The 25,651-nt window shown below is 69.4% G+C and carries 29 protein-coding genes; 16 read left to right on the plus strand and 13 right to left on the minus strand.

The window, feature by feature from the left end; genetic code table 11:
- Nucleotides 1-21 precede the first annotated feature (21 nt).
- Complete coding sequence (locus tag BN1193_RS16760; protein WP_040168090.1) at nt 22-1,368, minus strand: uracil-xanthine permease family protein; 1,347 nt, start codon at nt 1,366-1,368, stop codon at nt 22-24.
- A 185-nt stretch (nt 1,369-1,553) separates the two neighbouring features.
- On the opposite strand from BN1193_RS16760, the gene BN1193_RS16765 reads away from it, so the two are divergent.
- Entirely contained in the window at nt 1,554-2,231 is a 678-nt protein-coding gene (locus BN1193_RS16765; RefSeq protein ID WP_141396718.1) for a hypothetical protein, read from the plus strand.
- A 25-nt stretch (nt 2,232-2,256) separates the two neighbouring features.
- Here the strand turns inward: BN1193_RS16765 and BN1193_RS16770 are convergent, their stop codons facing one another.
- Nucleotides 2,257-3,147: a phosphoribosylaminoimidazolesuccinocarboxamide synthase gene (locus tag BN1193_RS16770; RefSeq protein WP_040168092.1), complete on the minus strand. Its 891-nt coding sequence runs from the start codon at nt 3,145-3,147 to the stop codon at nt 2,257-2,259.
- A gap of 35 nt (nt 3,148-3,182) precedes the next feature.
- Here BN1193_RS16770 and BN1193_RS16775 point away from each other — a divergent pair, with 35 nt between their 5' ends.
- On the plus strand, nt 3,183-3,458 hold the full coding sequence (locus BN1193_RS16775) for a hypothetical protein (protein WP_040168093.1): 276 nt from the start codon (nt 3,183-3,185) through the stop codon (nt 3,456-3,458).
- A gap of 23 nt (nt 3,459-3,481) precedes the next feature.
- The gene (locus tag BN1193_RS16780; protein WP_040168094.1) at nt 3,482-3,901 is read left to right on the plus strand and encodes an ASCH domain-containing protein; all 420 of its coding nucleotides are present in this window, start codon (nt 3,482-3,484) and stop codon (nt 3,899-3,901) included.
- Between the two features lie 7 nt (nt 3,902-3,908).
- On the opposite strand, the gene BN1193_RS16785 is transcribed toward BN1193_RS16780, so the two are convergent.
- Together BN1193_RS16785 and BN1193_RS16790 are read right to left on the minus strand one after the other, a co-directional pair.
- Complete coding sequence (locus tag BN1193_RS16785) at nt 3,909-4,238, minus strand: TfoX/Sxy family protein (protein ID WP_040168097.1); 330 nt, start codon at nt 4,236-4,238, stop codon at nt 3,909-3,911.
- Between the two features lie 161 nt (nt 4,239-4,399).
- Nucleotides 4,400-5,200 (minus strand): siderophore-interacting protein, encoded by an 801-nt coding sequence (locus BN1193_RS16790; protein ID WP_040168099.1) that lies wholly within the window; start codon nt 5,198-5,200, stop codon nt 4,400-4,402.
- Between the two features lie 96 nt (nt 5,201-5,296).
- Between BN1193_RS16790 and BN1193_RS16795 the strand changes: the two genes are divergently transcribed.
- Nucleotides 5,297-5,890, plus strand: a complete 594-nt coding sequence (locus BN1193_RS16795; RefSeq protein WP_040168101.1) for a PadR family transcriptional regulator — start codon at nt 5,297-5,299, stop codon at nt 5,888-5,890.
- Nucleotides 5,887-7,365, plus strand: a complete 1,479-nt coding sequence (locus BN1193_RS16800) for an MFS transporter (RefSeq protein WP_040168103.1) — start codon at nt 5,887-5,889, stop codon at nt 7,363-7,365. The genes BN1193_RS16795 and BN1193_RS16800 overlap by 4 nt, the downstream gene beginning before the upstream one ends.
- Before the next feature lie 79 nt (nt 7,366-7,444).
- On the opposite strand, the gene purD is transcribed toward BN1193_RS16800, so the two are convergent.
- The 3 genes from purD to BN1193_RS16815 are packed head-to-tail and all read right to left on the minus strand — an operon-like array spanning nt 7,445 to nt 9,829.
- Nucleotides 7,445-8,713 (minus strand): phosphoribosylamine--glycine ligase, encoded by a 1,269-nt coding sequence (gene purD / locus BN1193_RS16805; protein WP_040168105.1) that lies wholly within the window; start codon nt 8,711-8,713, stop codon nt 7,445-7,447.
- Nucleotides 8,714-8,735: 22 nt separating this feature from the next.
- Nucleotides 8,736-9,476, minus strand: a complete 741-nt coding sequence (locus BN1193_RS16810) for an HAD hydrolase family protein (RefSeq protein ID WP_040168107.1) — start codon at nt 9,474-9,476, stop codon at nt 8,736-8,738.
- Nucleotides 9,473-9,829 carry a sterol carrier family protein gene (locus BN1193_RS16815; protein ID WP_052460904.1) on the minus strand — a complete coding sequence of 119 codons (357 nt, stop codon included), beginning with the start codon at nt 9,827-9,829 and terminating at the stop codon, nt 9,473-9,475. The genes BN1193_RS16810 and BN1193_RS16815 overlap by 4 nt, the downstream gene beginning before the upstream one ends.
- Nucleotides 9,830-9,877: 48 nt before the next feature.
- Here BN1193_RS16815 and BN1193_RS16820 point away from each other — a divergent pair, with 48 nt between their 5' ends.
- Both BN1193_RS16820 and BN1193_RS16825 read left to right on the plus strand, forming a co-directional pair.
- Entirely contained in the window at nt 9,878-10,981 is a 1,104-nt protein-coding gene (locus BN1193_RS16820; RefSeq protein WP_040168109.1) for a variant leucine-rich repeat-containing protein, read from the plus strand.
- 276 nt (nt 10,982-11,257) lie between these two features.
- A complete protein-coding gene (locus tag BN1193_RS16825; RefSeq protein ID WP_141396719.1) occupies nt 11,258-11,614 on the plus strand; it encodes a hypothetical protein in 357 nt (118 codons plus the stop codon).
- 141 nt (nt 11,615-11,755) lie between these two features.
- Here the strand turns inward: BN1193_RS16825 and BN1193_RS16830 are convergent, their stop codons facing one another.
- Complete coding sequence (locus BN1193_RS16830) at nt 11,756-13,402, minus strand: MinD/ParA family ATP-binding protein (RefSeq protein ID WP_052460905.1); 1,647 nt, start codon at nt 13,400-13,402, stop codon at nt 11,756-11,758.
- Between the two features lie 161 nt (nt 13,403-13,563).
- Between BN1193_RS16830 and BN1193_RS16835 the strand changes: the two genes are divergently transcribed.
- From BN1193_RS16835 to purF, 3 genes are all read left to right on the plus strand, one after another.
- Entirely contained in the window at nt 13,564-13,884 is a 321-nt protein-coding gene (locus tag BN1193_RS16835; RefSeq protein WP_040168111.1) for a hypothetical protein, read from the plus strand.
- Between the two features lie 157 nt (nt 13,885-14,041).
- Complete coding sequence (purM, locus tag BN1193_RS16840; RefSeq protein WP_040168113.1) at nt 14,042-15,160, plus strand: phosphoribosylformylglycinamidine cyclo-ligase; 1,119 nt, start codon at nt 14,042-14,044, stop codon at nt 15,158-15,160.
- A gap of 26 nt (nt 15,161-15,186) precedes the next feature.
- Nucleotides 15,187-16,644 (plus strand): amidophosphoribosyltransferase, encoded by a 1,458-nt coding sequence (purF, locus tag BN1193_RS16845; protein WP_040168114.1) that lies wholly within the window; start codon nt 15,187-15,189, stop codon nt 16,642-16,644.
- 113 nt (nt 16,645-16,757) lie between these two features.
- On the opposite strand, the gene BN1193_RS16850 is transcribed toward purF, so the two are convergent.
- Nucleotides 16,758-16,946 carry a DUF3073 domain-containing protein gene (locus BN1193_RS16850; RefSeq protein ID WP_040168115.1) on the minus strand — a complete coding sequence of 63 codons (189 nt, stop codon included), beginning with the start codon at nt 16,944-16,946 and terminating at the stop codon, nt 16,758-16,760.
- 180 nt (nt 16,947-17,126) lie between these two features.
- On the opposite strand from BN1193_RS16850, the gene BN1193_RS16855 reads away from it, so the two are divergent.
- Nucleotides 17,127-17,660 carry a universal stress protein gene (locus BN1193_RS16855; protein WP_230206538.1) on the plus strand — a complete coding sequence of 178 codons (534 nt, stop codon included), beginning with the start codon at nt 17,127-17,129 and terminating at the stop codon, nt 17,658-17,660.
- A 95-nt stretch (nt 17,661-17,755) separates the two neighbouring features.
- Here BN1193_RS16855 and BN1193_RS16860 read toward each other — a convergent pair whose 3' ends face one another.
- Together BN1193_RS16860 and BN1193_RS16865 are read right to left on the minus strand one after the other, a co-directional pair.
- Entirely contained in the window at nt 17,756-18,364 is a 609-nt protein-coding gene (locus BN1193_RS16860) for a PadR family transcriptional regulator (RefSeq protein ID WP_040168116.1), read from the minus strand.
- Nucleotide 18,365: 1 nt separating this feature from the next.
- Nucleotides 18,366-19,184, minus strand: a complete 819-nt coding sequence (locus tag BN1193_RS16865) for a DUF4097 family beta strand repeat-containing protein (RefSeq protein ID WP_040168117.1) — start codon at nt 19,182-19,184, stop codon at nt 18,366-18,368.
- A 203-nt stretch (nt 19,185-19,387) separates the two neighbouring features.
- Between BN1193_RS16865 and BN1193_RS16870 the strand changes: the two genes are divergently transcribed.
- Complete coding sequence (locus tag BN1193_RS16870; RefSeq protein ID WP_040168118.1) at nt 19,388-20,146, plus strand: MerR family transcriptional regulator; 759 nt, start codon at nt 19,388-19,390, stop codon at nt 20,144-20,146.
- Nucleotides 20,147-20,238: 92 nt separating this feature from the next.
- Here the strand turns inward: BN1193_RS16870 and BN1193_RS18080 are convergent, their stop codons facing one another.
- Both BN1193_RS18080 and BN1193_RS18205 read right to left on the minus strand, forming a co-directional pair.
- Nucleotides 20,239-20,397: a hypothetical protein gene (locus BN1193_RS18080; RefSeq protein WP_154670792.1), complete on the minus strand. Its 159-nt coding sequence runs from the start codon at nt 20,395-20,397 to the stop codon at nt 20,239-20,241.
- 63 nt (nt 20,398-20,460) lie between these two features.
- A complete protein-coding gene (locus tag BN1193_RS18205; protein ID WP_195907887.1) occupies nt 20,461-20,622 on the minus strand; it encodes a hypothetical protein in 162 nt (53 codons plus the stop codon).
- 112 nt (nt 20,623-20,734) lie between these two features.
- Between BN1193_RS18205 and BN1193_RS16875 the strand changes: the two genes are divergently transcribed.
- The 4 genes from BN1193_RS16875 (at nt 20,735) to BN1193_RS16890 (ending at nt 25,608) form a co-directional block, all read left to right on the plus strand.
- A complete protein-coding gene (locus BN1193_RS16875) occupies nt 20,735-21,127 on the plus strand; it encodes a fluoride efflux transporter FluC (protein WP_230206539.1) in 393 nt (130 codons plus the stop codon).
- Nucleotides 21,124-21,492, plus strand: a complete 369-nt coding sequence (locus BN1193_RS16880; RefSeq protein WP_040168120.1) for a fluoride efflux transporter FluC — start codon at nt 21,124-21,126, stop codon at nt 21,490-21,492. The genes BN1193_RS16875 and BN1193_RS16880 overlap by 4 nt, the downstream gene beginning before the upstream one ends.
- A 76-nt stretch (nt 21,493-21,568) precedes the next feature.
- Nucleotides 21,569-24,796: an efflux RND transporter permease subunit gene (locus tag BN1193_RS16885; RefSeq protein WP_040168524.1), complete on the plus strand. Its 3,228-nt coding sequence runs from the start codon at nt 21,569-21,571 to the stop codon at nt 24,794-24,796.
- A 5-nt stretch (nt 24,797-24,801) separates the two neighbouring features.
- Complete coding sequence (locus BN1193_RS16890) at nt 24,802-25,608, plus strand: acyl-CoA thioester hydrolase/BAAT C-terminal domain-containing protein (RefSeq protein ID WP_040168121.1); 807 nt, start codon at nt 24,802-24,804, stop codon at nt 25,606-25,608.
- Nucleotides 25,609-25,651: the final 43 nt, after the last annotated feature.

Genomic DNA, 25,651 nt, shown 5'->3' on the forward strand with positions numbered 1-25,651 from the left:
GCACCAGGGCCGACGTGGGACTCAGTCCTCCGGGTCGCCGCCGAGAGGACCGACGACCGGCAGCGGACCGCCGTCATCGGCACCGGTGTGGCGCAGGCGGGCGATGAGATTGCCCACGTGGTAGATCACCAGCACGGCGATGGTCGCGATCACGATCGCTCCGAGCTCGAAGCCACCGGGACCGGTGATGGAGAAGCCCGCGATCGCGATGACCAGACCGACCGCGGCGGTGAGCTGGTTGACCGGACGGGACAGGTCGATGCGGTTGTCCACCCAGATCTTGATACCGATCACGCCGATCAGGCCGTACAGCGCCGTCGTGACGCCGGCGAGAACGCCGCCCGGGATCGAGTTGATCACCGCGCCGATCTTCGGCGACAGGCTGAGCAGGATCGCGAAGATCGCGGCCACCCAGTAGACCGCGGTGGAATACACGCGGGTCGCGGCCATGACGCCGATGTTCTCGCCGTACGTCGTGGTTCCGGAACCGCCGAAGAAGCCGGCGACGGTCGTCGAGATGCCGTCGGCGAGCAGGGCGCGACCGGTGGTGTCATTCACCGAGTCATCGTTCGTCATCGCGGCGACGCCGCGGACGTGCCCGACGTTCTCCGCGATCAGCACGAGGACCACCGGCAGGAACATCAGGATGCCCGCCCAGCTCGATGCCGAGACGAAATCCGGGAAGTGGAAGTCGGGCAGGCCGATCCACGCCGCCTCGCCCACGGCGCTGAAGTCGATCTCACCGCGGATGAGGGCGACGAGGTAGCCCAGCACGACGGCCAGGAAGATCGAGATGCGGCCGAGGAATCCGCGGAACACGACACTGAACAGCACGACCGCGGCGAGGGTGACCGTTGCGGTGACCGGGAAGTCCTGGAAGCGTCCGCCGTTGCCACCGTTGTTCCACACCAGCGGGGCGAGGTTGAAGCCGATGAGGGCGACGATCGTGCCGGCGACGACGGGCGGCATGAGCCTGTTGATCCAGCCCAGACCGACGATGTTCACGATGAGTCCGACGATCGCCAGCAGCACACCGACGGCGACGATGCCCGCCAGAGCGGAGCCGAAGCCGCCGATCGCCATCGCGGCGGTGACGGGGGCGATGAAGGCGAACGACGAGCCGAGGTAGCTGGGCAGGCGGTTGCGCGTGATGATCAGGAACAGGATCGTCCCGACACCGCTGAACAGCAGCGTCGTGGGGATCGGGAATCCGGTCAGGAACGGCACCAGGAACGTCGCGCCGAACATGGCGATGACGTGCTGGGCGCCCATCGCGATGGTGGCGGGCCAGTTCAGGCGCTCGTCCGGCTTGACGACATCGCCGGGGGCGACCGTGCGTCCGTTGCCGTGGATCTTCCACAGGGGCATGGCGGAACTCCTCAGAGGGGTGTGGGGGCGGCGAGGACCGCCGGAGGACACGATACCGATCCTGTGCGTTGCCTGAATGCATTCGCGCACGTGTGATTCCGTTTCCTGCGCGGGTGAGCGAGCACAGAAACGAGGCGTAACGTGAAGAGGTGGTTTCCTACGCATCCCTCACAGACCATGCGGCCGTGGAGGCCGCATTCGCCGACTTCGACAAGCTCGGCCGCGAGCTCTTCCTCCTCAAGCATGGTTTCAAGCCCGTGAACGAGGCCTTCGTGCGCTTCGGCACCGGACGTTATGACGTTCGCGCCGTATTCGCCGCCGCCTACGCCAACGAGCATCCGGACGAGGAACCGCTGTCCCAGCGCCAGGTCGCCGGCGGCATGAACGGTGCAGCCGGCGCGCTCGCCGCGCTCGGCTTCGTCGTGGTCGGTGCCGGTGATCAGGCCGACGCGCAGCGTTTCGACACCTTCGAGGAGGCGCTCGGACGCATTGACTTCCCGATCGAGAACCTGCCCATCATCCGCGACTTCCTCAGCGTCCGGAACTACCGCGAGTTCTTCGTGCCGGCCAGCAAGGCCTACGTCGGTGCGAAGCCGCGCTCGGGCAAGCCCGCACACCTGATCGGACGCGGCTACATCTCCTACACCGAGGAGGACGGCCGCGTCCGCGGCATCGAGCTCCCCGTGCGCACGGTGCGACCGATCGCCCCGTTGCTGCCGATCCGCGAGCAGCCGGCGGCCCGGACGCGCACGCCCGCCGCGCCTCGCGCGGTCCGCAAACCCGTCGTGGAGCGTGAGGAGAAGTTCTGCCCGACGTGCTTCCTGGCGCTTCCCGCCACGGGTGTCTGCGCCAACTGCGGCTGACGCAGACCGCCGGCGTTCCGGGGCGTCAGCCGCGCAGGCGGGTGAGCAGCTCGCGGTAGCGGTCCGCGGTCCGCGTGACGATCTCCGCCGGAAGCTCCGGGGGCGTGCCGGTCTGGTCCCAGTTCGCCGCCAGCCAGTTGCGCACGATCTGCTTGTCGAAGCTGGCCATGCGGTCGGCCGGGTCGGTTTCTGACTCCCACGCGACCTTGTCCCAGTACCGCGAGGAATCGCTGGTGAGGACTTCGTCGCCGAGGGTCAGCACGCCGTCCTCGTCACGGCCGAACTCGAACTTCGTATCGGCGAGGATGAGGCCGTGCGCCTCGGCGGTGGCCGCCGCGCGACGGTAGATCGCCAGCGAGATGTCGCGGAGGTCCGACGCGAGCTCCTCGCCCACGAGCTCGGTGGCCCGCTCGAACGTGATGTTCTCGTCGTGCTCGCCCATCGGGGCCTTGTACGCCGGGGTGAAGATGGGTTCGGGCAGGCGGTCGCCGTCGTGCAGTCCGTCCGGGAGCTCGACGCCGCAGACCGCACCGGTGGCCCGGTACTCCTTCCACCCCGACCCGGTCAGGTATCCGCGCACGACGCACTCGATCGGGATCATGGTGAGCTTGCGGGCGATCGTGGCGCGTCCGGCGACGACGTCCGGGACCGTCGCACCGGTGAGGTGGTTGGCGACGGGCTCGCCGCCGTCGGCGCCGGAGAGCTGGTCGAACCACCAGTCGCTCAGGGCGGTCAGCAGTGCGCCCTTCTCGGGGATCCCGGGGGAGAGAACGACGTCGAACGCGCTGACCCGGTCGGACGCGACCACCAGCATGCGATCGGCCGGGCCGTCCGCGGGCTCGTAGAGGTCCCGGACCTTTCCGGAGTAGACGTGGTTCCAACCGGGGACCTCTGCGGGGTTGCTCACGCCCCCCATTATCCCGGCTCGCGCGCGGACGCGATAATGGGGACATGGCCGACTCCTCTCAGACCTCCTCACCCGCGCGGCGGCGAATCATCGCGATCGGCTGGACGCTGGTGGTGATCGTTCTCGTCGCGGTGCTCATGTTCCCGCTCATGCAGGTGGGCAACTGCACCGACGGCGCCACGAGCGGCAGCTGCGAAACCCTCACGACCTCGGCCGTCGGAATTCCGACGTCGATGACGGCATGGTTGGTGACGACCGGGATCGCGGTGGTCGCGCTGTGGATCGGCCTGCTCACTCGCGGGCCGCGCGCCACGCACTGACGCGCGCCGTCTACAGTTGCCAGGTGAGCGCCGTCGCAGACCTGCCCCGGGAGGAGTTCGCCTTCCCCGGACCGCTGCGCGACACCCTCGTCGCTGCGATCCTCTCCGGCGCCAAGACGTCCACGAGTTCGCTGGTGCGCGAGTACGAGCACGAGGGTGAGCCGCTGCCGGAGCCGCATCGCGGGGTCCTGATCGACTCGGACGGCCGCCCGGTCGCAATCCTCCGCTACTCCGACGCTGTCGTGGTGCGCTGCGGTGACGTCCCGCTCGCGCACGCGATCACGGAGGGGGAGGGCTACACGTCCGTCGCCGAGTGGCGGGCCGGACACGAGTCGTTCTGGCACTCGGCCGAGTTCCGCGCCGAACTCGGGGACCCGGACTTCCGCGTCACGGATGACGAACTCGTCGTGCTGGAGAGGTTCGTCCTGGAACGCGTGCTCTGACTCGGGGTCAGCGGGGCGTGATGGTGTCGACGTGATCACACGCCTCACGCATGAGGTCGCGCCACAGGTCGTGGTGCTCGATCTGGACCGACAGCCACTCGGACATCGGACGGCCCCGCATCACCTTCGCCTCACCGACACCGTCCGCGGAGGCGCTGGCCACGCGGTCCGCGCCGACCTTCACGACGAGGTCACCGGTGTTGCCGATGAAGGCGAAGATCTTGCCCCGGACGCCGAGGCCCACCGTGCCGAACATGCGCCCGAGCGCGACGTCCGGCAACGCCTCGAACTCGGGGGCCAACCCGTCGAAGAGGTGATGTGCGCGCTCGTGAACCATGGCCGAACAGTACGCCCCGACCGCCGTGCGGGGTAGGGGTGCGTCCGGCCTCTCATGCACACGGGCGGGTCCCGGAACCGAAGCGCCGTCGGGGCGGTCCTTCGGCGCGGCGTGGCGCGCCTCAGCCCCGCCGCCGTGCGTCGGGCAGCAGCGGGCGGCGGTCAGTCGGCGTCGGGTTCGGACGGGTCCAGGGGGGCGTGGTGGTCGAAGTCGGCGGCACCACGGCGCCAGTAGCCGTCCACGGACACCTGCTCCTTGGGCAGACCGAGCTCGCGGCGCAGGTAGCGGCGCACCGGGATCAGCTCGGTCGCCTCACCGGCCGCCCAGACGAACGTGTCCTCCGCGACGCCGAGCTCCGTCAGCACCGCGATGACCTCGTCGGCGGACCGGCCGAGCACCCGCAGATCCTCCGGGGCGCCGAGGTAGTCCGACACCCACGCACCGTCGTCGCCGACCATCGCGATGATCGTGGCGGGCACACCGGCGGCGAGTTCGCGCCAGCGGCGGACGGACGGCAGCGCGGTCTCGTCCGCGATCAGGATGAGTCGGCCGACACCGGACGGCACACCGCGCGAGCCGCGGGGGCCCGCCACGCGCGCCGCGTCACCGGGCTGCACCGACAGGGCCCAGGACGCCGCCGGGCCCGGGTTCTCGTGCGTGTAGAAGTCGAGGTCCAGCGAACCGTCCTCGCGGGGGAGGGGCGTGAAGTCGCGGACCAGGACCGGTCCGGTCGGCTCGGTGCCCGGCAGGCGCGTGTGGATGACGCCGGTCTCCGGATCGGGCAGGAAGAGCTTGACGTGGTCGGCCGGTCCCGTGCTGGTGAACCCGGCGAGCTCGTCGCCGGCCACGGTGACGCGGATCATCTCCGGGGCCACGCGCTCCACGGCGCTGACGATGAGGGCACGGCTGGCGAGCTCATGGCGCACGAGCGGGCGGTGGAAGCGAGGCGTGGGGTCGGTCATACGTCCACCTTAGGTCACCCTAAGTTCTCGAGATTCCACTCGCGCATCGATTGATCCTGTTGTATAGTCCATCTGGACTAATCGGAACGGAGCATCATGGACCCCCTCGCGATCCGCCCCCTCGGGATCATGATCCTCGCGCTGCTGCGTGAGGGGGACATGCATCCGTACGAGATGATGCGGCTCCTGCGCGAGCGTCGGGAGGACCGCCTCGTCACGATCCGCAACGGCACCTTCTACCACCAGGTGAGTGCGCTCGAGCGGGACGGATTCGTCGCCGAGGTCGGCATCGACCGCGACGGGAACCGGCCCGAGCGCACGAGCTACACCGTGACCGACGCCGGCCACGATGCCGTGTCGGCCTGGGTCCGGAACCGGCTGCCGCGGATCGATCGACCCGCCGAGTTCCCGGTCGCCATCGCCGAGGCGCACAACCTGTCCGCCACCGAGGTGATCGACCTGCTGACGCAGCGTGACCACACCCTGCAGGCACGGCTCGACGAATATCACGAGGGCCTGGCCGCGGCACTCGATCGCGGCGTCGAGCGGCAGTACCTCGTCGAGGTGCATCGAGCCATCGCCCTCATGACGGCGGACATCACCTGGAGCGCGAACCTGCGCTCCGACCTCGCGGACGGGTCCTTCCCCTGGGGCCGACCCGCGGACATCACCAGAAAGGACGACGCATGAGCGCGTCAGTCACCACCGGATCCCTCCGGGTGAAGAGCCCCTGGCCCGCGCTGTGGGCGCTGGTCATCGGCTTCTTCATGATCCTCGTCGACACGACCATCGTGTCCGTCGCCAACCCGGCGATCAAAGCGGCGCTGGATCCGACCACGAACAATCTCGACAACGTGGTGTGGGTCACCAGCGCCTACCTGCTGACGTACGCCGTTCCGCTCCTCGTGACGGGGCGCCTCGGTGACCGCTTCGGTCCGAAGAACGTCTACCTCGTCGGCCTCGTGATCTTCACCGGGGCCTCGCTCTGGTGCGGACTGTCCGACTCCCTCGGCATGCTCATCGCGGCCCGCGCCGTGCAGGGCCTCGGTGCGGCGCTGATGACGCCGCAGACCATGTCCGTGATCACCCGGCTCTTCCCGCCGCAGAACCGCGGAGCGGCGATGGGGCTGTGGGGAGCGACCGCCGGCGTCGCGACGCTCGTCGGCCCGCTGGCCGGTGGCCTGCTGGTCGACGGCCCGGGATGGGCGTGGATCTTCTTCGTCAACGTGCCGGTCGGCATCATCGCGTTCATCGCGGCCGTCGTGCTCGTGCCGAAGTTCCCCACTCACAAGCATTCGTTCGACATCCCCGGCGTGATCGTCTCGGCCGCGGCGCTGTTCCTGATCGTGTTCGGCCTCCAGGAGGGCGACCACTTCGACTGGGACGGCTGGATCTGGCTGATGATCGTCGCGGGAGTCGTGCTGCTCGTGGTCTTCGTGCTGCTGCAGCGGCGGACGAAGGAACCGCTCGTGCCGCTGTCGCTGTTCCGGGACCGGAACTTCTCGGTCGCGAACATCGGGATCGCGACCGTGGGTTTCTCGATCACGAGCATGACGGTGCCGCTGATGTTCTTCCTCCAGCTCGCCCGCGGCCTTGACCCCACGCACGCCGCCCTGCTCATGATCCCGATGGCGGTGCTCTCCGGCGTGCTCTCGCCGTTCGCCGGCAGGCTGCTGGACCGCACGGATCCACGGTTCCTGCTGGTCCCGGGACTGCTGCTGGTGTCGGTGTCGATCTTCCTGTTCGCCTGGACCATGAACGCGGACACCCCGATGTGGGTCTACCTGATCATCTCCGGCATCATGGGCATCGGCCAGGCCGGCATGTGGGGGCCGCTCGCGACGACGGCGAACCGCAACCTCCCGCCGCGGCTGGCGGGTGCCGGGTCCGGCATCTACAACACCACGCGGACCGTCGGATCGGTCGTCGGTTCCGCCGCGATCGCCGCGCTGATGCAGTCGCGCCTGACGGCGGAGCTGCCCGGGGCGTCCACGCACTCCGGAGGATTCGGGTCCGGCCAGCTCCCGGAGCAGATCGTGCCGCAGTTCTCCGCCGCCATGGGCCAGTCCATGCTGCTGCCCGCCGCCGCGCTGCTGGTCGGCGTCGTCGCGGTCATGTTCATGCAGCGTCCGACGAACCTCGCGACCTCCCCTTCCACTCCCTGACGCCCAAACACCCAGGCACGTCCGAGACACCCCGCATTGCGCGAGGTCTCGGCCGTGCCTGGGTGTTTCGCGAGGGCGCTCAGTCGGTGGCGACGCGGGCGGCGATGTCGTGACGGTAGTGCGAGCCGGCGAGCTCGATGCGCTCGATCGCGGCGTACGCGGCGTCGCGAGCGGCCGTGAACGTGTCACCGGTCGCGACGACGTTCAGCACACGGCCGCCGGTGGCGACGAGGGCACCCTGGTCACTCGTGGCGGCGTGTGCGATGTGAACTCCGGGAACCTCGGCCGCCGACGCGAGACCGTGGATCTCGCGTCCGGTGACCGGGTTCGTCGGATATCCCTCGCTCGCGAGGACGACGGTGACGGCCTTCGCGTCCGAGAACTCCGGACACGGCTCGTCCTCAAGGGTGCCGACCGCGGCGGCGAGCAGCAGCTCGGACAACGGCGTGACCAGGCGCGGCAGGACCACCTGCGTCTCCGGGTCCCCGAAGCGCGCGTTGAACTCGATGACCTTGATGCCGTCCTCGGTGAGGATCAGTCCGGCGTAGAGCAGCCCGATGAAGGGCGTGCCGTTGCGGTCCAACTCGCGGATCACGGGCAGCGCGATACGCTCGGTGACTTCGTCCACGAACGCGGCCTCGCTGCCGAACTGCTCGGCCAGCCACGGCAGCGGCGAGTACGCGCCCATGCCGCCGGTGTTCGGACCCTCGTCGCCGTCGCCGGCGCGCTTGAAGTCCTGTGCGGGGCTGAGCGGACGAACCGTGTCACCGTCGGCGAGGAAGAACAGGGACACCTCGGGCCCGGCGAGGAACTCCTCGATGAGCACCGGGCCGGACGGCAGATACGCCTCGGCGTGCGCGACGGCCTCGTCACGGTCGCTCGTGACGATGACGCCCTTGCCGGCGGCCAGACCATCGGCCTTCACGACGTACGGTGCGCCGAACTCGTCCAGAGCAGCGGTGACCTCGGTGACACTGCCGGCGCGCACGGCACGCCCGGTGGGGACGCCCGCCGCGTCCATGATCCGCTTCGCGAAGGCCTTCGAGCCCTCCAGTGCGGCGGCGGCCTTACCCGGACCGAACACGGGCACACCGGACTCGCGAAGCCGATCGGCGACGCCGGCGATCAGCGGCGCCTCCGGTCCGACGACGACGAGGTCGATGCCGTACTCCAGCGCGTAGGAGGTCACCGATGCGGGGTCGTTCGCATCTAGGGAGACCACGGTCGCGTCCTGGGCGATGCCGGCGTTGCCGGGTGCCGCGAACAGCTCGTGATCGGCCTCCTCGGCACGGAGGGCGAGGATGATGGCGTGCTCGCGGGCACCGGAACCGAGGACGAGGATCTTCACGCGCCCAGCCTATCCGGCCGTTTCAGAGCTCGCGGATGGCGGCGGCCGCGCCGTCCGGCATCACGGTGCGCGTCGCGAAGCGGAGCTGTGGATGCACTCCGACGCGGATGGACGGCCGTGCGCCGCGCAGCAGGGCGACGTCGTTCGCGTCATTGCCCAACGCGGCGTAGCCATCCGAAGCCACGCGGACCGCTGCCAGCGCCGACGCCTTGGTGATGCCGAACGGTGAGACGTCGATCGCGTCCTCATCCGGGTGCACGCTCATCGTCACCGGGAGGACGCGGACGGCGGCGACCACTTCCGGCGCGGCGGACAGGATCAGCACTTTCGCGTAGCCGTCCAGCTCGTCGAACGGCCGATCCCGCGCTGTCCGGAGCGGGTCGACGCCGGCACGCATCGGATGATCCGGGTTCCCGCTCCAGCAGTAGTCGCCGTTCGTGGCGCCGTCGCGCAGGGCACCGACGCCGAAGTCGGCGATGATGCGGTCCAGGCTCGCACGCACCTCGTCCGGAAACGTGGTTGCGAACGATTCACCCTCCGCGGCGCGCGTGAAAGCGCCGTTTCCTCCGATCAGGTCGACGTCGGCGAGCGCATCCGGCAGCGCCGGGACGAGATCGCGCAGCGGTCGGGCGGACGCGATCACGAGGCGTCCGCGTCGGCGCACGTCGACCAGCGCGTCCACGATGTCCGGCGCGATGGACACGCCGTCGAAGCAGATGGTGCCGTCGAGGTCGGTGACGAGGGTTCCGGTGAAGCCGGTCACGGGCGCACCGGCAGCAGCGGCGAGATGTCGGCGCGCACGCCGGACGCCGAGATGAGTCCGGCGTCGCGCAGCTCGTTCCACGTCTGCGCGCCGGTGGCGAGCGCGATCCACGTGTCCGCGTCCGTCTCGACCACGTTCGGCGGCGTGCCGCGCGTGTGCCGCGGACCCTCGATCACCTGCACCGCACCGAACGGCGGCACCCGGACCTCGACCGAGTTGCCCGGAGCCTTCTCGGCCAGCAGCTGCAGCAGGTACCGGACGGCGGTGGCGCGGTCCGGCCGCGCGGTGGACCCGTCCAGGACGGCGTTCAGCGCGCGGCGTCCGGTGACGGTGTCGATCTTGGGGAGGGGCACCCGTTCACGCTACTCCGCCGGATATCGGTCCTGACCTACCATCGAGTCATGACGGGGCCGGTGCACGATCTCGATCGGATGGCCGCGGGGGATCCGTCGATCGATCCGCGACGCCTGGCCGACATCGCCGCCCGGCGCTGGGATCTGCACGGGATCATCGACGCCAACCCGCGTGCGTATCCGGGACTGCGGAAGTGGATGGCGGACGTGCATCGCGCGCAGGCGACGCCCGCTGCGGCGGTGCAGCCGATGGCACCACGGCCCGTCGGTGCCCCGGTCGCCGTCCCGCCCCCGCGACGCAGCGGGCTCGGCTGGGTGCTCGGCGGCTGCGGCTGTCTCGGGGTGATCGGCGTCTTCCTCGTCCTCGCCGTGCTGGTCGGTGGGGTCGGAGCCGTCACATCGGGCAGTGGACGGCAGGATCCGCCCGCCACCGCGCCGGACATCCAGACGCATCTCGACACCATCGCCACCGAGGCCGCGGAATACCACCGGCTCGCCGCCCAGCTCGACGGCAACCCGGTCGCCGCGCTCGTGACCAAGCCCGCGCGATTCGCGTGGCTGGAGGAGAGCGTCGCGGATGAAATCACCTACGAGCCCGTCGCCGCTGACCTGGCGCAGAAGGCCACCGAGTACCGGCAGGAGCTCGAGCAACGGATCCAGGAGGCCGAGGGGCGCAAGGCGAACGCCTCGGGCACCCTCGCCGAGTCCCTGGTTGACGCGGCCGGCCAGGGGTTCATCGGGATCGACTGGGACGCATCCACGCAGTGCGCAAAGGCGACGAAGCCCGGACACACCACGGCCGGTTGTGTGTCCGACGACCCGATCGTGGTCCACATTCTCCCGGCCGGGACGCTCGGCGGCGGTGACTGGGGTGTCCGCCTGACCGTGCTCCACGAGCTCGCGCACCTGTACGTCCGCGCCGAGAACGATGCGCTGCCACCGAGCCAGTACGGTCAGGCCACACAGCTCGTCCAGCAGGGAATGTTCGAGGGCAGCTCGGAGAAGTTCGCCGACTGCTACGCCCTCACCTACACGAACGGGTGGACGCTGGAGGGTGGCGGCATCATCAGCGGTTACGGCTACGTGTGCAACGAGAAGGAGCGCCAGGCCGTCCGGGCCTGGGCCGCCGGCATCGGCGCCCCCATGCCCTGATCGCTCCCACCTTCCGCACTTTCCCGCACCTGAACCTGCGGAGTTCGAGAGCGAGCACGGTTCGCTCTCGAACTCGACAGAATGCGGCGCGCGGAAGTGTCGAAAGGCAGAGCGACGCGGGGTGGTCCCGCACAACGATTCGGACACCGGAGTTCCCGCGTGCGTCGGCGCGAGCGATGATCACGGCATGGGTCTTCGTCGGTGGGCGCTCGTGGTGCCGACGCTCGTCGCGCTCTCCCTCACCGGCTGTGCCGGCGCCGTGACGACAGCGCTCGGTTGTCCGGACTGGGTGGCGTAGCGGCGGACATCGTGGTGCTCGGACGCATCCAGGAGCAGGTCGGAACCACGGACGCCGCCGGTTTCACGGATCTGCGTGAGTACCGCGTCCGCGTTGACGAGTGGATCGTCCGCTCCGGTGCGAACTCCGTGACCATCGTGTCGTCGCCCCCGGGATGCGCCGATGCGCCGTATCTTTCGGGCGAGTACTTCGCAGACGCCGCGGCGGAGGGTCTCACCGTCGCCGTGTTCGCAGTAAGGGACGACAGCGGTGCGCTGATCGGCCTGGCCCCGGGCCGGCAGGTGATCGTTCTCGGCCCGGACGGCGCGATTCCGGACACCTGGCCCAAACCCTGATGCCGATCGCTCTCACGCTCAGCAGTTCCCGGCGCGTGGATCTGCCGCGGGTGGGAGCAATGCACGCGTCGCTCCCACCCGCGGCAGGAATCTTCGCGGGGAAGTGCCGGTGGTGGGAGCGACGAAAAGGGGGCCGGCGGGTTACAGCCCGGCGGCGACGGCGGAGGCGGCGGCGAGCCAGGCGCGCTGCGTGTCCGGCTCGAGGGCGTCGAAGGTCAGACGCCCGGCCCGCATCGAGCGGTCGAACGGGATCACCGCGGTCGCGCGCGCCATCGGACGGAAGCCGTCGGCCACGCGCTGGGCGGCCGCGACGCCACCCTTGTGGTCGGCCTGGGAGACCACCACGACGGCGTTGCGCGCGAGGTCCGCGGCGTGCTCGCCACGGTCGCGCAGCGCCTCCAGCAGCAGGGCGCCGGCCTCGGCGTGCTCACCGCGGGCGGTGGTGGCGATGACGATCTGGTCGGCACGGTCGATCATCCGCCGCCAGCGATCCGCCGACTCGTCGTTGCCGGAGTCGATGAACATGAGGCGGAAGTATTTCGCCGCCACCGCGTGGATGGCGTCGAACTCCTCCATCGTCAGGCGCTGGTCCTCGGCGAGGATGTTCGGGTTCGAGCGCAGCACGTCGTACTTGTCGGCGAGCTGGTGGTGCAGGAAGTTCGTCAGGTCACTGGCCTGTGCTTCGGCCGACATCAGCGTCTCGGCGTAGGGCAGGAGGTTCTGCACCGTCGCGTCATGCTGCGCCTGCTCGGTGCGCCAGCCCAGCGTGCCTCGAGTCTCGTTGTTGTCCCACGCCAGGACGCCGGACCCGCCGTTGCGGGCGAAGACAGCGGAGAGCATCGCGGTCGTCGGCGTCTTGGACGCCCCACCCTTGCCGTTCACGATCGCGATCGTGCGCGGGCCGGCCCAGTGGCGGCTGACGCGAGCGACGTCTTCCCGCTCGGCGGCCTCCGCAGCCGAGGGTGCGACGTTGAAGCCCATCTTGGCCAGCACTCCGCGGAAGCCCTGCTCGGCGCGGGCCTGCGGCGCGTCCTCCTCGATGAACGAGCGGCGCGGCGTGCCGGGGCGCTCGGTCGTCTGTGCAGCGGTCTCCCGCATCGGGCGGGCCTCCTCCGCTGCCGCGGCACGCGTCGTGGGAGTGACGCGGGGCGCCTCGGCGACGGGAGAGGGCGCGGGAGTCTCGACGGGGGCGGGGGCCTCGGTGACGCCGGCCGAGGGAGTGGTCGCAGCCCGCATCGGGCGGGCCTCCTCCGCTGCCGCGGCACGCGTCGTGGGAGTGACGCGGGGCGCCTCGGCGACGGGAGAGGGCGCGGGAGTCTCGACGGGGGCGGGGGCCTCGGTGACGCCGGCCGAGGGAGTGGTCGCAGCCGATCGCGGGGCGGGCGCCTCGGACGCTCCGCGCGGGCTCCACTCGCCGCGGGAAGCTCGCAGCGCCTCTTCGGCGGCCTCGGCGCGCGCGGTCGCGGCGGCCCAGGCGGCTTCACGGTCGGACGGGGAGATGGAACCCTCGAGAACGACATCGTTGGCCGTGGTGCGGGGCGCTTCGTGCACGCTGCCGTCCTTGTTGACCAGCAGCTTGGTCACGCCGGACGGATCCGTGCAGGTCATCGCGATCGGGGTGTCCAGCAGCGTGGCGTGCGCGGCGACCAGGCTGATCGCGGCAGCGCGGGCGCCCTCCACTGAGGACTCCCGGATCACCTCGGTGCGGTCGCCAACGACGATCTCCACCCGGCCGTCCGGGTCGATCGTGACGGTCGCGGTGGTGCGGTCAGAAGTGGTGGTTTCCATGACATCCCATCGGTGCTCTTCGGGCATCGCCGCTGCCGATCGGGCAGGGGAAGCCGCCGCTGAGTCTACCCGGCCCAACCTGCGTCTTTCCGGCGTTCCGCGGCCTGTCGGACGCGTTTCGTCGGGGCGAACGCTCAGGTCAGGAGTGCCAGAATGGAGCCATGGCCGACGAGAGTGTTCACCCCACCGTGTCCTCGGCCCGCGTCCGGCGGGTTCCGAAGTATGGGGTGTTCCTGGTTCTCGGCGGCGCGCTGGGCGTCGTCGCCGCGCTCATCCTGACCTTCGCGTTCGATAACGCCGGTAACCAGAGCGTCATCGGCGTGACCTACTCCAGCGGACAGGTGTTCGGTTTCCTGGCGCTGTTCTGCATCGTTCTCGGCATCGCCGTCGGCGCCATCGTGGCGCTGATCTTCGACCGTGCGATGGCCAAGCGGACCCGGAAGGTCACGGTCGAGCGCGAGACGATCATCACGCAGGACTGACGCGTCGTCGCGCTCGCACGATCGTCGTCCGGTGCTCCAGCCGCGTCGGTGTCCGCCGTCCGGTCAGGCCGCCCGCGATGCGCAGGCGAGCGGTGGTCGCGCAACAGCGCGCGCGTTCGCGGGCGAGCGCCCAGGTTCCAGCCAGTAGGCTGAGGGCGTGGCCGAAGATCTTGCCTCCGCTCCCCGAAATTCCTACGCAGCAGCCGGCGTTGACACCGCTGCCGGCGATCTCGCCGTCGAGCTGATGAAGTCGGCCGTCTCGGCCACGCACGGCCCCGAAGTGCTCGGTGGCGTGGGTGGCTTCGCCGGCATGTTCGATGCGTCCGCCCTACTCGGCTACCGCCGGCCCCTGCTGGCGTCGTCCACGGACGGCGTCGGCACGAAGGTCGCGATCGCGCAGGCCATCGACAAGCACGACACGGTCGGCCAGGACCTCGTCGGCATGGTCGTCGACGACATCGTCGTGGTCGGCGCCAAGCCGCTGTTCATGACGGACTACATCGCCTGCGGCAAGGTGGTCCCGGAGCGCATCGCGGACATCGTCCGCGGCGTCGCCGAGGCCTGCAGCGCCACCGGCACCGCCCTCGTCGGTGGCGAGACCGCGGAGCACCCGGGTCTGCTGGGGCCGGACGACTACGACATGGCCGGCGCCGCGACCGGGGTGGTCGAAGCCGACCGCATCCTCGGCGCCGACCGCGTGCGCGACGGCGACGCGGTCATCGCGCTCGGCTCCAGCGGACTGCACTCCAACGGGTACTCGCTCGTCCGCCACATCATCACCAATGCCGGCATCGCCTACGGACACCAGGCCGCGGACCTCGGCACGACGTGGGGCGAGGCACTCCTTGAGCCCACGTGGCTGTACACGCTGCCGCTGCTGGCGGTCATCGACCGTCTCGGCGATGCCGTGCACTCCCTCAGCCACGTCACCGGGGGTGGCATCGCGGCGAACCTCGCGCGCGTGCTGCCCGCCGGTTCCTGGACTGAGGTCGACCGCTCGACGTGGTCGCCGGCCCCCGTCTTCCGTGTGCTGAGTGACCTCGCCGGCTCCTCGCTGGAGTCCGCCGAGGGGACCTGGAATCTCGGCATCGGCTTCTTCGCGGTCGTCGACGGCGCGCAGGTGGCCGAGGCCATCGCGGCGATCGAGGCCGCGGGCATCCCCGCATGGCAGGTCGGCACCGTCCGCACCTCCACGCGCCCCGACGGCGAATTCGAACAGGGCGCCAAGGGCGTCGACGGCGGCGCGGTGCGCCTCATCGGCGCCTACGCCAACTGACAGACAACGAAAGCGACAGACACCCCATGTGCGGCATCGTCGGAGTGGTCGGGGCCGGCCCGGTCAATCAGGACATCTACGACTCGCTGCTGCTGCTGCAGCACCGCGGTCAGGACTCGACCGGTATCGCGACCGCTGAGGTCGGGGGCCACGTCCACGTCCACAAGGCCAAGGGCATGGTGCGCGAGGCGTTCCGGACCCGGGACATGCGGGGACTGCTCGGCAACGTCGGTCTCGGCCACGTCCGCTACGCCACGATGGGCGCCGCGAGCAACGAGGAGGAGGCCCAGCCGTTCTACGTGAACGCGCCGTACGGCATCGTCCTGGTGCACAATGGCAATCTCACCAACACGCGTGAGCTGTCCGCCGAGATCTTCGCCAGTGACCGTCGGCACCTGAACACCTCCAGCGACACCGAGATGCTCGTGAACGTGCTCGCCAGTGAGCTGCAGAACACCAAATCCGGCCCCGAGTTGGACACCGCGCAGATCTTCGAGGCCGTCAGCAAGGTGCACGAGCGGGTGCGCGGCTCCTACGCCGCCATCGCCGTGATCGCCGGCTACGGCCTGCTCGCCTTCCGCGACCCGTGGGGCATTCGTCCGCTCGTACTCGGTCGCCGCCGTGCCGGTGACCAGGACGAGTGGATCGTCGCCAGCGAATCGCTGGCCCTGGACAACGGCGACTACGAGGTCGTCCGCGAGGTCGCGCCCGGTGAGGCCATCTTCATCGACACCGATGGCGTCATGTCCGCACAGCAGTGCGCGACCGAGACGCACCTCACGCCGTGTGCGTTCGAGTACGTCTACCTCGCCCGTCCGGACTCCGTGATGAACGGCATCGCCGTGTACGAATCCCGCCTGCGGATGGGGGAGAAGCTCGCCGACACGATCGCCAAGCACGTCCCGGCCGGCACGATCGATGTGGTGATGCCGATTCCGGACTCGTCGCGTCCGTCCGCGATGGAGGTCGCTCGCAAGCTCGGGATCGAGTACCGCGAGGGCTTCTACAAGAACCGGTACGTCGGTCGGACCTTCATCATGCCCGGCCAGGCGGTGCGCAAGAAGAGCGTCCGGCAGAAGCTCAACGCGATGCCGAGCGAGTTCGCCGGCAAGAACGTGCTGCTGATCGACGACTCCATCGTGCGCGGCACGACGAGCAAGGAGATCATCCAGATGGCCCGCGACGCCGGCGCCACCTCGGTCACCTTCGCCTCCGCGGCGCCGCCGGTGCGTCACCCCAACGTCTACGGCATCAACATCCCGTCGCGCCAGGAACTGGTCGCCTACGGACGCACCATCCCGGAGATCGCCGAGGAACTCGGCTGCGACCACCTGGTCTACCAGGAGGTCGAGGACCTGCACGACGCGATCGTGGACGGCACCGACATCACCGAGCTCGACATGAGCTGCTTCACCGGCGAGTACGTCACCGGCGACGTCACCGACGAGTACCTGTCCTGGGTCGAGGTCGCCAAGACCAGCTGATCCGAACCCGGGCCGGTGCTGCCGGCCCGGGTTCGCTCACAGGGGACGACGAAAGCCGGGCGGACGCTGGTGTCCGGCCCGGCGGAACGAGTCTGGAATGACGACTCGAGCGATCAGGCTCGCTCGAGCTCGTCCTCCTCTTCGTCGTCGTACTGGTCAGCCCACTTGTCCACGTACTCGGGCTCGGAGTCATGTTCTGACCCGAGCTCACGTTCGAGCGCAGAGACGTTCAGCGACGGGCTGTACGACTTGAGTTCGCGGGCGAGCTTCGTGTGCTTCGCCTTCTGACGGCCACGACCCATGCGAGACCCCCTCACGAGTTCGACTGCGGGCTTTGATGCATGAGCCCGACGGATTCACAAGACCGGTTGCACGACCGGATAAGAGTAAATACCAGAATATCACGGCCCCCGCCTCTCCCGGCCAAGCGCGCGAGCGTGCACCATGGAACCAACACGTCCGCAACGGAAGGAATGACCACGATGTCGCAGAACGACCCCCGTGCGATCCGCTCGGATGAGGAACTGCGCGGTGCCGTCGTCGTCGGGCTCGTCGCCGGACAGAGCCCGCACGTCGTGCAGGAGGCGGCGCGGTTCGCGACGCTCTTCGCGACATCCCTTGTGGTGGTGACCGTCGATCAGGGGCGCTACCTCAGCTTCGACGATCCGACCGGGATGATCCCCAACGCCAGCGTGGAGCTGGCCAAGGAGGCCGTCGGTGCCGAGGTCGAGGCCATCGAACTGGAGACCGCGAACGCGCTCGTCGGCCACGACGTGCGCTGGACGATGCGGACGGCGGCGGGGGATCCGGCGATCGCGATCTCCGATGTCGCGAAGGCGGTGGACGCGTCGCTCATCGTCGTGGGCACCCGTCGTCCCGGCCTCGGCGAGACGCTGCGAGAGTTCTTCAACGGATCGGTGGCCGCTCGGCTGGCGCACCGGCAGTCCCGCAGCGTCCTGGTGGTGCCGACGGAGAAGCCGGTGCCGGCCGATCACCCGATCGTCCCCGAAGGCTGACACACATCCGCCGAACACCTAGGCACGTCCGGGACCCTGCGCAATGCGTGGTGTCTCAGACGTGCCTGGGTGTTTCGGACTTGTCGCCGGGGAGGTCAGCGGTGGAGGGCGGCGGTCACCGTGCGGGAGGCCTCGTCCAGAGCCGACTGCAGTTGATCGACGACGGCGGCGTCGAGCGCGCCGCCCTTGGCGACGTACGTGCGCAGGTCTGTCCGGACGCGAGCGCGGAACTCCGTGATCGCGCGGTCTGCGCGCTGCAGCTCGATTCGGCTGCGGACGCGGTCGTCCGGCTGACGCTCGTCCTGCGGGGTGGTCTCGCGTGCGGTCCGCGACGCGGCGGCGAGGTCGGCGTTCAGGGAGCGCATGGCTTCCTTGACGCTCGCGCGAACACCGTCGGCGATCAGGCGGACCGAGTCGGCGAGGCCGGCCTCGATACCGACGAGATCCTCGGCCCGCTCACGCACCTCGGCGCGTCCCGCGTCCGTGATGGCGTAGATCGTCTTGCGGCCGTCGACGGTCTTGGTGACCAGGCCCTCCTCCTCGAGCTTGGCCAGGCGCGGGTAGATGGTGCCGGCGCTCGGCGTGTAGGTCCCGCCGGTGCGATCCGACAGCGCCTGCATGATGTCGTAACCGTGCCGCGGTTCCTCATCCAGCAGCTGCAACAGGTACAGCCGGAGGTCGCCGTGGGAGAAGACGGGGGGCATTTCAGGCTCCCGTCTCGGCGCGGCGCAGGACGGTCACGTCGCCCGAGACGCCGTTCACGCGCAGATCCACGAAGCTGCCGCTGAGCTCACCGACCGAGTCGGTGATGTTGGACGGGCCGGACTTGGAGCGCATGACGCCGTCCAGCTGGATCTTGCCGCTCACCGTGCGCACGACGTAGTTCGCGGCGAGGTTCTGATCCAGGCGCACCGTCACATCGCCGGAGACCGTGTTGGCGCTGATCGCGTGCACGTTTCCGGCGCTGTCGATCAGGATGTCGCCGGAGACGGTGTCCACGACCGCACTGGTGATCTCTCCGGTCGCGGCGAGCGATCCGGAGACGGAGTTGGCGGACAGCTTGCCGAACAGGTCTCGGATCTGGACCTCGCCGGAGACGGCGTTCGCGGTCAGGTCGCCCCGGAGACCGTCGACGGTGATGTCGCCGGAGACGGTGTTGAGCTTGGCGTCGGTCTCCAGCCCGGTGACCAGTGCGTGAGCGCTGACGACGCCGAGCGTGAGGGCGACCCCGCGCGGCACGGCGACGGAGATCTCCGCCTGCGGACCGCCGGCGCCGAAGTTGCGGAACACTTCGAGGAAGTTGTCCCACCGCAACTGGGGGTGGTCGATCTCGAGCAGGTCGTGCGTGAGCTCGATGCGGAGGTCCTTCACGGACACCGAGTGGACCTCGATGCGGATGGTGTCCTCGTCGTGGGCGACGACGTCGATCTGGCCGCCGACCAGACCGATCTTGAGCTGGGGGACGGAGTCGACGTCGATGACGCGCGTCTCGCCCGGGTGGATGAGCCACTTCTCGTTGGCCATGTCGTTTCTCCCTTGTCGGAATGAACGCGATATATCGCGTAATGAGAAGCTAACACGATATATCGCGTTCAGGAACAGTGGATTCCGGCGCGCAGGGTCGAGGATCACCGCTGAGCCGCATCACGGTGCGGATCGCCGCCTTTCCTGAGAGTTTGATTCCGCCCGTTGACCTTGACGTGGCGTCAATCTCTAGCGTGGACCTCATGGATTGGTCGATTCAGGAGGTCGCGCGTCTCGCCGGCACCACGAGCCGCACGCTGCGGCACTACGACGATGTCGGACTGCTGACGCCGAGCCGCATCGCCGGCAACGGCTATCGGTACTACGACGAGGACGCGCTCGTGCGCCTGCAGCGCATTCTGCTGCTGCGCCAGCTCGGTCTCGGACTGACGCAGATCGCGGACGTCCTCGATCACGAGGTCACGGAGGCGGACGCGCTGTCCACCCACCTGGATCTGCTGAATGACGAGCGCGACCGGCTGGACCGACAGATCACGGCGGTGCGCGAGACGATTCGCGCCCGGAAGGAAGGAGAACCGCTCATGGCGGAGAAGGCATTGGACGGATTCGACCACACGCAGTACCGCGAAGAGGTCGAACGACGCTGGGGCGCGGAGGCGTACCGCGCGTCGGACCAGTGGTGGCGCGGTCTCGGCGACGCGGCTCAGGCGGATTGGAGAGCCGCCGTCGCCCAGCTCAATGCGGACTGGATCGCGGCGGCGGAGGCCGGCGAGAACCCGTCCGGCGAGCGGGCGCAGGCGCTCGCGGCCCGGCACGTCGCGTGGCTGCGCGCGACCCCCGGCACCCCCGCGGCGGACACGACGCGGTTGCGCGGGTACCTGCTCGGTCTCGGTCAGATGTACGTCGCCGATCCGCGTTTCGCGGTGAATTACGGCGGTGAGAGCGGTGCCGCGTTCGTCCGGGACGCGCTCGCGATCTGGGCGGACCACATGCTGGACTGACCTCGCCGCCGGGCGCTTCCGCGAGGCGTCAGGCGAGAACGACAGAGGCCTCCGGCTCCACGGGCGTGGACGGAGGCCTCTGGACGTGCGCGTCAGGTTTCGCGGCGGATGAACCTCATCAGGCCGACGATGACGGCGATGACGAGAATGACGATTCCGACCCAGAGCAGGAACTTGGCGGCTCCGACGAAGACGCCGACGAACAGCAGCACGAGTCCGACGATACCGAGGATGACGGCGAGCGTCACCATGGCTTCCTCCTTCATTCGTGGGCTGCGGCTCGACTCCCCCGCGAGGAGCCGCAGTCGGGGTGATTATTTGCGGGTGCCGGTGATGACCCGGAACAGGAACACGATCAGGGCGATGATGCCCACCACGATCGCGACCCACAGCAGCCACCCCAGCGAGGCGTTCAGCCCGCCGGTGATCGCGAGAATGATCGCGATCACGATGATGACGACAAGCAGAATGTTCATTCGTGCATCTCCTTTTCCGGCTCCCCGGCCGGTTGGGCTCAAAATAGCGACGCACCGTGCATGCGACAAGCCCCCTCGCTGACAAAGGGTCAACGCGGGGTAGCGTTGCCGTGTGTCCAGCGCCACACCGACGACCCGAGGCGGCGCCGTGCTGCGTGATCTCCTCCTGGTGTTCGTCGGCGGAGCGGTCGGAACGGCCCTGCGCGCGGTCGTGCTGCTGCCCGACACGGTGATCTGGCATCAGATCGGCGTGCCGACGGTCAACGTGGTGGGAGCCTTCCTGCTCGGGCTCGTCAACGGACTCCTCGCGCGGCGCGAGGAGACCGAGCGCACGCGCGCGGTGCGACTCCTGGTCGGCACCGGTGTGCTCGGGGGGTTCACCACCTACAGCGCGCTCGCGGTCCAGGCGACGGACGGTTGGTGGGTGCTCGCAGCGCTCGCCACCGTGGTCGTCGGCACGGCGGCGGCGTGGCTCGGTCTGCGCTGGGGCGGGGGAGCGCGATGACTCCTTCTCTGCTCCTCGCGGTCGCCCTCGCCGGCGGTGTCGGTGCGGTGCTCCGGTGGGGCCTGGAGCTGGCCGTCACGCGGTGGGCCGGGCCGGGCTTTCCGTGGGGGATCCTGTTGGTCAACGTCACGGGGTCCTTCGCACTCGGCGTGGTGAGCGGTGCCCTCGGATCATCCGAGCTCGCGACGGTGCTCGGTACCGGACTGCTCGGCGGCTACACGACGTTCAGCTCGGTGGCCGCCATGACGGCGCTCATGCTGCAACGGCGGCTGGTGGCGGCGGCCCTGTTCAACGCCCTCGGATCCCTCGTTCTGTGTGTGCTCACGGCGATCCTCGGCGTCGCACTCGGCACCGCGCTGCGCTGAGCCGCCGCGCAATTCCGCTCCAGGCGCGCGTGGGATACTGGCCGGGCGTGTCCGCGCCGCCGTTCGAGGGGATTCCGTGTTCAAGCTCGCTGTGCTCAGCCTCCGTAACCGTGCTCTGATCGCGCTCGTCACGGTCGTGGTCGCCGTCTTCGGCGCGTTGGCTCTGGTGAACCTCAAGCAGGAGCTCATCCCGTCGATCGAGTTCCCGGGTCTCGCCGTCATCACGACGTACCCCGGCGCCGCACCCGAAGTCGTCAACACCGACGTCTCCGGACCGATCGAGACCGCCGTGCAGGGCGTACCGGACCTGGAATCCAGTACCGCCACGAGCACCACCAACGCCTCCATCGTGCAGCTGTCCTTCCAGTACGGCACGAACCTGGCCACCGCCGAGCAGAAGGTGACGCAGGCGATCAACCGCATCTCCTCGCAGTTGCCGAGCGGCGTGGAACCCCAGGTGCTGTCGATCTCGATCGACGACCTCCCGGCGATCCAGCTCGCCGTGACCGCGGCGAGCGGCAACGCCGACGACCTGCAGGCACGCCTCGAGTCCGTCGTCGTGCCGAAGCTGGAGCACCTCGACGGGGTCAACGCGGCGCAGATCGTCGGTGGTACCAACGCGCGGGTGACGATCGTCCCGGATCCGGCGAAGCTCGGCGCGGCCGGGTTCAGTCAGTCGGCGATCACCGACGCGCTCAAGCAGAACGGCATCCTGTTCCCGGGCGGTCAGATCACGGAGGGGGACAAGACCCTCACCGTGCAGACGGGCGCGAAGCTCGACTCGGCTGACGACATCGCCGCGCTGCCGCTGGTCCCGACCTCGGCCCAGCAGGTGCAGGCCGGCGCGAAGACCGTCGGAGATGTGGCTTCCGTGAAGCTGGAGCGCGATCCGACCACCTCGCTGTCGCGCGTGGACGGCAAGGATGCGCTGACGATCGCCGTCACCAAACTCCCCGCCGCCAATACCGTGGACGTCTCCAAGGTCGTCACGGACGCGATCCCGGATCTGGAGAAGCAGCTCGACGGAGCGAAGATCACCGTCATCTTCGACCAGGCGCCCTACATCCAGCAGTCCATCGAGTCGCTGGCGCAGGAGGGGCTGCTCGGCCTGCTGTTCGCGGTGATCATCATTCTGATCTTCCTGATGTCGGTGCGTTCCACGCTCGTCACGGCGATCTCGATCCCGACCAGCGTGCTGATCACCTTCATCGGAATCCAGGCGTTCGGGTACTCGCTGAACATCCTGACCCTCGGGGCGTTGACGATGGCGATCGGTCGCGTCGTGGACGACTCCATCGTGGTGATCGAGAACATCAAACGGCACTACGTCACCGGCGCCGAGAAGCTCCCGTCGATCATCCTCGCCGTGCGCGAGGTGGCCGGTGCCATCACCGCGTCCACGATCACGACGGTCGCCGTGTTCCTCCCGATCGCGTTCGTCGGCGACATGACCGGCGAGCTGTTCCGACCGTTCGCCCTCACCGTCACGATCGCGATGGTCTCCTCGCTGCTGGTCGCACTGACGATCGTGCCGGTGCTGGCCTACTGGTTCATGCGTCCGGGCAAGCCGCTGCGGGACGCGGAGGGCGAGCCGATCGATCCGGAGCACCCCGACGCGCCGCCGTCGCGGCTGCAGCGGGGGTACCTGCCGATCCTCCGCTGGACCCTGAAGCACTCCTGGCTCACGCTTCTCATCGCCGTTCTGGTGCTCGGCGGCAGCGTCGCCCTGGCTCCGCACATGAAGCAGAACTTCCTCGGCGACTCCGGGCAGAACACGTTCACGATGTCGCAGAACCTGGGTCCGGCGGCGAGCCTGGAGAGTCAGGACGTGGCCGCTCAGAAGGTCGAGAAGGCGATCATCGACCTCAACGGCGTGAAGACCGTCCAGGTGTCGATCGGGTCCTCCGGCTCCGCCGTGCGGGACGCGTTCAGCGGGGGATCCTCGGGGGTCACCTACTCGATCACCACCGATCCGGACGCGGACCAGGAGGCCGTACGCGCACGCGTGCAGAAGGCGGTCGACAAGCTCTCCGACGTCGGGGATGTGACGATCGCGCAGGCCGCGGGGCTCAGCTCCAGCGACATCGAGGTGCAGGTCACCGCGCCCGACACCGCAACGCTGCAGAAGGCCACCGACGCCGTCGCGGCGAAGCTCACGGGCGCATCCGGGATCAGCCAGGTCGCCTCGAACCTGTCCGCGTCGACGCCGTACATCGCGGTCGTCGTGGACCGTGCGAAGGCCGCGGCCGCCGGGCTCAGTGAGGTCGCGGTCGGTGGCATCGTGAACGCGACAATGCAGCCGCAGGAGGCCGGCACGATCGAGATCGATGACAGCACCGTCAAGGTCTACGTCCAGACGGAGAATCCGCCGATGACGCTGCAGGCTCTGCAGGACCTGCAGATCCCGACGCTCGCCGGCCCCGTCAAGCTCACCGATGTCGCCTCGGTGAAGCAGGCGGACGGCCCGTCCTCGATCACGACCGATCGCGGACAGCGCACCGCGACGGTCACCGTGACGCCCTCCGGCGATGACCTGGCCAGCGCCTCGGCCACGGTCACCAAGGCGCTGGACGCCGTCAAACTCCCGCAGGGGGCGAACACCTCCCTCGGTGGTGTCGTCTCGCAGCAGACGGACGCGTTCCGTCAGCTCGGGATCGCGATGCTCGCGGCCATCCTGATCGTCTACGTGGTGATGGTCGCGACGTTCAAGTCCCTGCGCCAGCCCCTGCTGCTGCTGATCTCGATCCCGTTCGCGGCGACCGGTGCGATCCTGCTGCAGATCATCACCGGCGTGCCGCTCGGTGTCGCGTCGCTGATCGGCGTGCTGATGCTGATCGGCATCGTGGTCACGAACGCGATCGTGCTCGTCGACCTCGTCAATCAGTACCGGAAGAAGGGGCTGTCCGCCCACGACGCCACGGTCGCGGGGTCCTCCATGCGACTGCGTCCGATTCTGATGACAGCGCTGGCGACGATCTTCGCACTGACCCCGATGGCGCTCGGGATCACCGGCCACGGCGGATTCATCTCCCAGCCGCTGGCGATCGTCGTGATCGGTGGTCTGGTCTCGTCCACGGTGCTCACGCTGCTCGTGCTGCCCACGCTGTACAACCTCGTCGAGGGTGCCAAGGAGCGTCGGGCCGCCCGGCGCGCGGCGCGCGTGGACGCCGAGCGGGGCAGCGGACCGCTGCGCACCGGCGAGGTGGCCGTCGTGTCCGGCGAGGTGGCCGTCGTCTCCGGCGAAGCGTCGGCCGGTGCCGGGCAGCTGACGCGACGCGAGCTCCGCCACCGCGACGGAGTCTGAGGCTCATGCGAGCGATCCGCGAGCGGGATCGGGTCCGGTTCATCCCGGACGAGCACCGCGGGGCCGCCGTGCTCGTGCTCGCCGGATCGAGCGGACGTGTGGACTCGGCGCGTGCGGCCGTGCTCGCGCAGACCGGCGCGATCGCCGAGTCCATCCGGTGGTTCGGGGGAGACGGCCAGCACGAGGGGCCGTGGGAGATCCCGCTGGAGACCTTCGCGGCGCGGATCGATGACCTGCGGCGGGACAGTGATCGGGTCACCGTGCTCGGCACTTCGTTCGGTGCCGAGGCGGCGCTCGCGACCGCGTCGCTGATCGGCGGGATCGATGGCGTCGCCGCGTTCGCCCCTACGGACGTGGTGTGGGCCGGCTGGGACGGTTCCCGGTGGACGAGCCACTGGACGATCGGCGGCGAGCCGGTGCCGTTCGTGTCGTTCGATCCGGACTGGCACAGCGACGCGGACCCGCCGGCGTTCGTCGACCTGTACCGCTCCTCCCGGGATCGCTTCCCGGACGACGTGGTTGCCGCGACCCTGCCGGTCGAACGGATTCCGGACGTGCTGCTGGTCGCCGGCGGCGACGACCGCGTCTGGGCCTCGCATGATGCCGTGGACGCGATCGTGGCGCGCCGTGCCCAGCACCGCCTCGCGACGACCACGATCATCGATGTGGAGGCCGGTCATCGCGTCGTCCTGCCCGGCGAGGAGGCCGTCAGCGGCGGGATGACGATCGCGCGCGGGGGAACACCGGAGGCCGACGCACGCCTGGGCGCCGCCGCGTGGCCCGCGCTGATCCGCTTCATCCACGGCCGCTGACGTCCGGATCATCGCCCGAGACACCGTCGAGCGCGCGAAGCAC

It is taken from the genome of Microbacterium gorillae (assembly GCF_000826185.2).
Taxonomy (GTDB): domain Bacteria; phylum Actinomycetota; class Actinomycetes; order Actinomycetales; family Microbacteriaceae; genus Microbacterium; species Microbacterium gorillae.

Coding starts and splice junctions, on each gene's coding strand:
- BN1193_RS16760 (WP_040168090.1), bottom strand. CDS start 1,368: ATGCCCCTGTGGAAGATCCACGGCAACGGACGCACGGTCGCCCCCGGC.
- BN1193_RS16770 (WP_040168092.1), bottom strand. CDS start 3,147: ATGGGGGGCGTGAGCAACCCCGCAGAGGTCCCCGGTTGGAACCACGTC.
- BN1193_RS16775 (WP_040168093.1), top strand. CDS start 3,183: ATGGCCGACTCCTCTCAGACCTCCTCACCCGCGCGGCGGCGAATCATC.
- BN1193_RS16785 (WP_040168097.1), bottom strand. CDS start 4,238: ATGGTTCACGAGCGCGCACATCACCTCTTCGACGGGTTGGCCCCCGAG.
- BN1193_RS16790 (WP_040168099.1), bottom strand. CDS start 5,200: ATGACCGACCCCACGCCTCGCTTCCACCGCCCGCTCGTGCGCCATGAG.
- BN1193_RS16795 (WP_040168101.1), top strand. CDS start 5,297: ATGGACCCCCTCGCGATCCGCCCCCTCGGGATCATGATCCTCGCGCTG.
- BN1193_RS16800 (WP_040168103.1), top strand. CDS start 5,887: ATGAGCGCGTCAGTCACCACCGGATCCCTCCGGGTGAAGAGCCCCTGG.
- BN1193_RS16820 (WP_040168109.1), top strand. CDS start 9,878: ATGACGGGGCCGGTGCACGATCTCGATCGGATGGCCGCGGGGGATCCG.
- BN1193_RS16830 (WP_052460905.1), bottom strand. CDS start 13,402: ATGGAAACCACCACTTCTGACCGCACCACCGCGACCGTCACGATCGAC.
- BN1193_RS16835 (WP_040168111.1), top strand. CDS start 13,564: ATGGCCGACGAGAGTGTTCACCCCACCGTGTCCTCGGCCCGCGTCCGG.
- purF (WP_040168114.1), top strand. CDS start 15,187: ATGTGCGGCATCGTCGGAGTGGTCGGGGCCGGCCCGGTCAATCAGGAC.
- BN1193_RS16850 (WP_040168115.1), bottom strand. CDS start 16,946: ATGGGTCGTGGCCGTCAGAAGGCGAAGCACACGAAGCTCGCCCGCGAA.
- BN1193_RS16855 (WP_230206538.1), top strand. CDS start 17,127: ATGTCGCAGAACGACCCCCGTGCGATCCGCTCGGATGAGGAACTGCGC.
- BN1193_RS16860 (WP_040168116.1), bottom strand. CDS start 18,364: ATGCCCCCCGTCTTCTCCCACGGCGACCTCCGGCTGTACCTGTTGCAG.
- BN1193_RS16865 (WP_040168117.1), bottom strand. CDS start 19,184: ATGGCCAACGAGAAGTGGCTCATCCACCCGGGCGAGACGCGCGTCATC.
- BN1193_RS16870 (WP_040168118.1), top strand. CDS start 19,388: ATGGATTGGTCGATTCAGGAGGTCGCGCGTCTCGCCGGCACCACGAGC.
- BN1193_RS18080 (WP_154670792.1), bottom strand. CDS start 20,397: ATGGTGACGCTCGCCGTCATCCTCGGTATCGTCGGACTCGTGCTGCTG.
- BN1193_RS18205 (WP_195907887.1), bottom strand. CDS start 20,622: ATGAACATTCTGCTTGTCGTCATCATCGTGATCGCGATCATTCTCGCG.
- BN1193_RS16880 (WP_040168120.1), top strand. CDS start 21,124: ATGACTCCTTCTCTGCTCCTCGCGGTCGCCCTCGCCGGCGGTGTCGGT.
- BN1193_RS16890 (WP_040168121.1), top strand. CDS start 24,802: ATGCGAGCGATCCGCGAGCGGGATCGGGTCCGGTTCATCCCGGACGAG.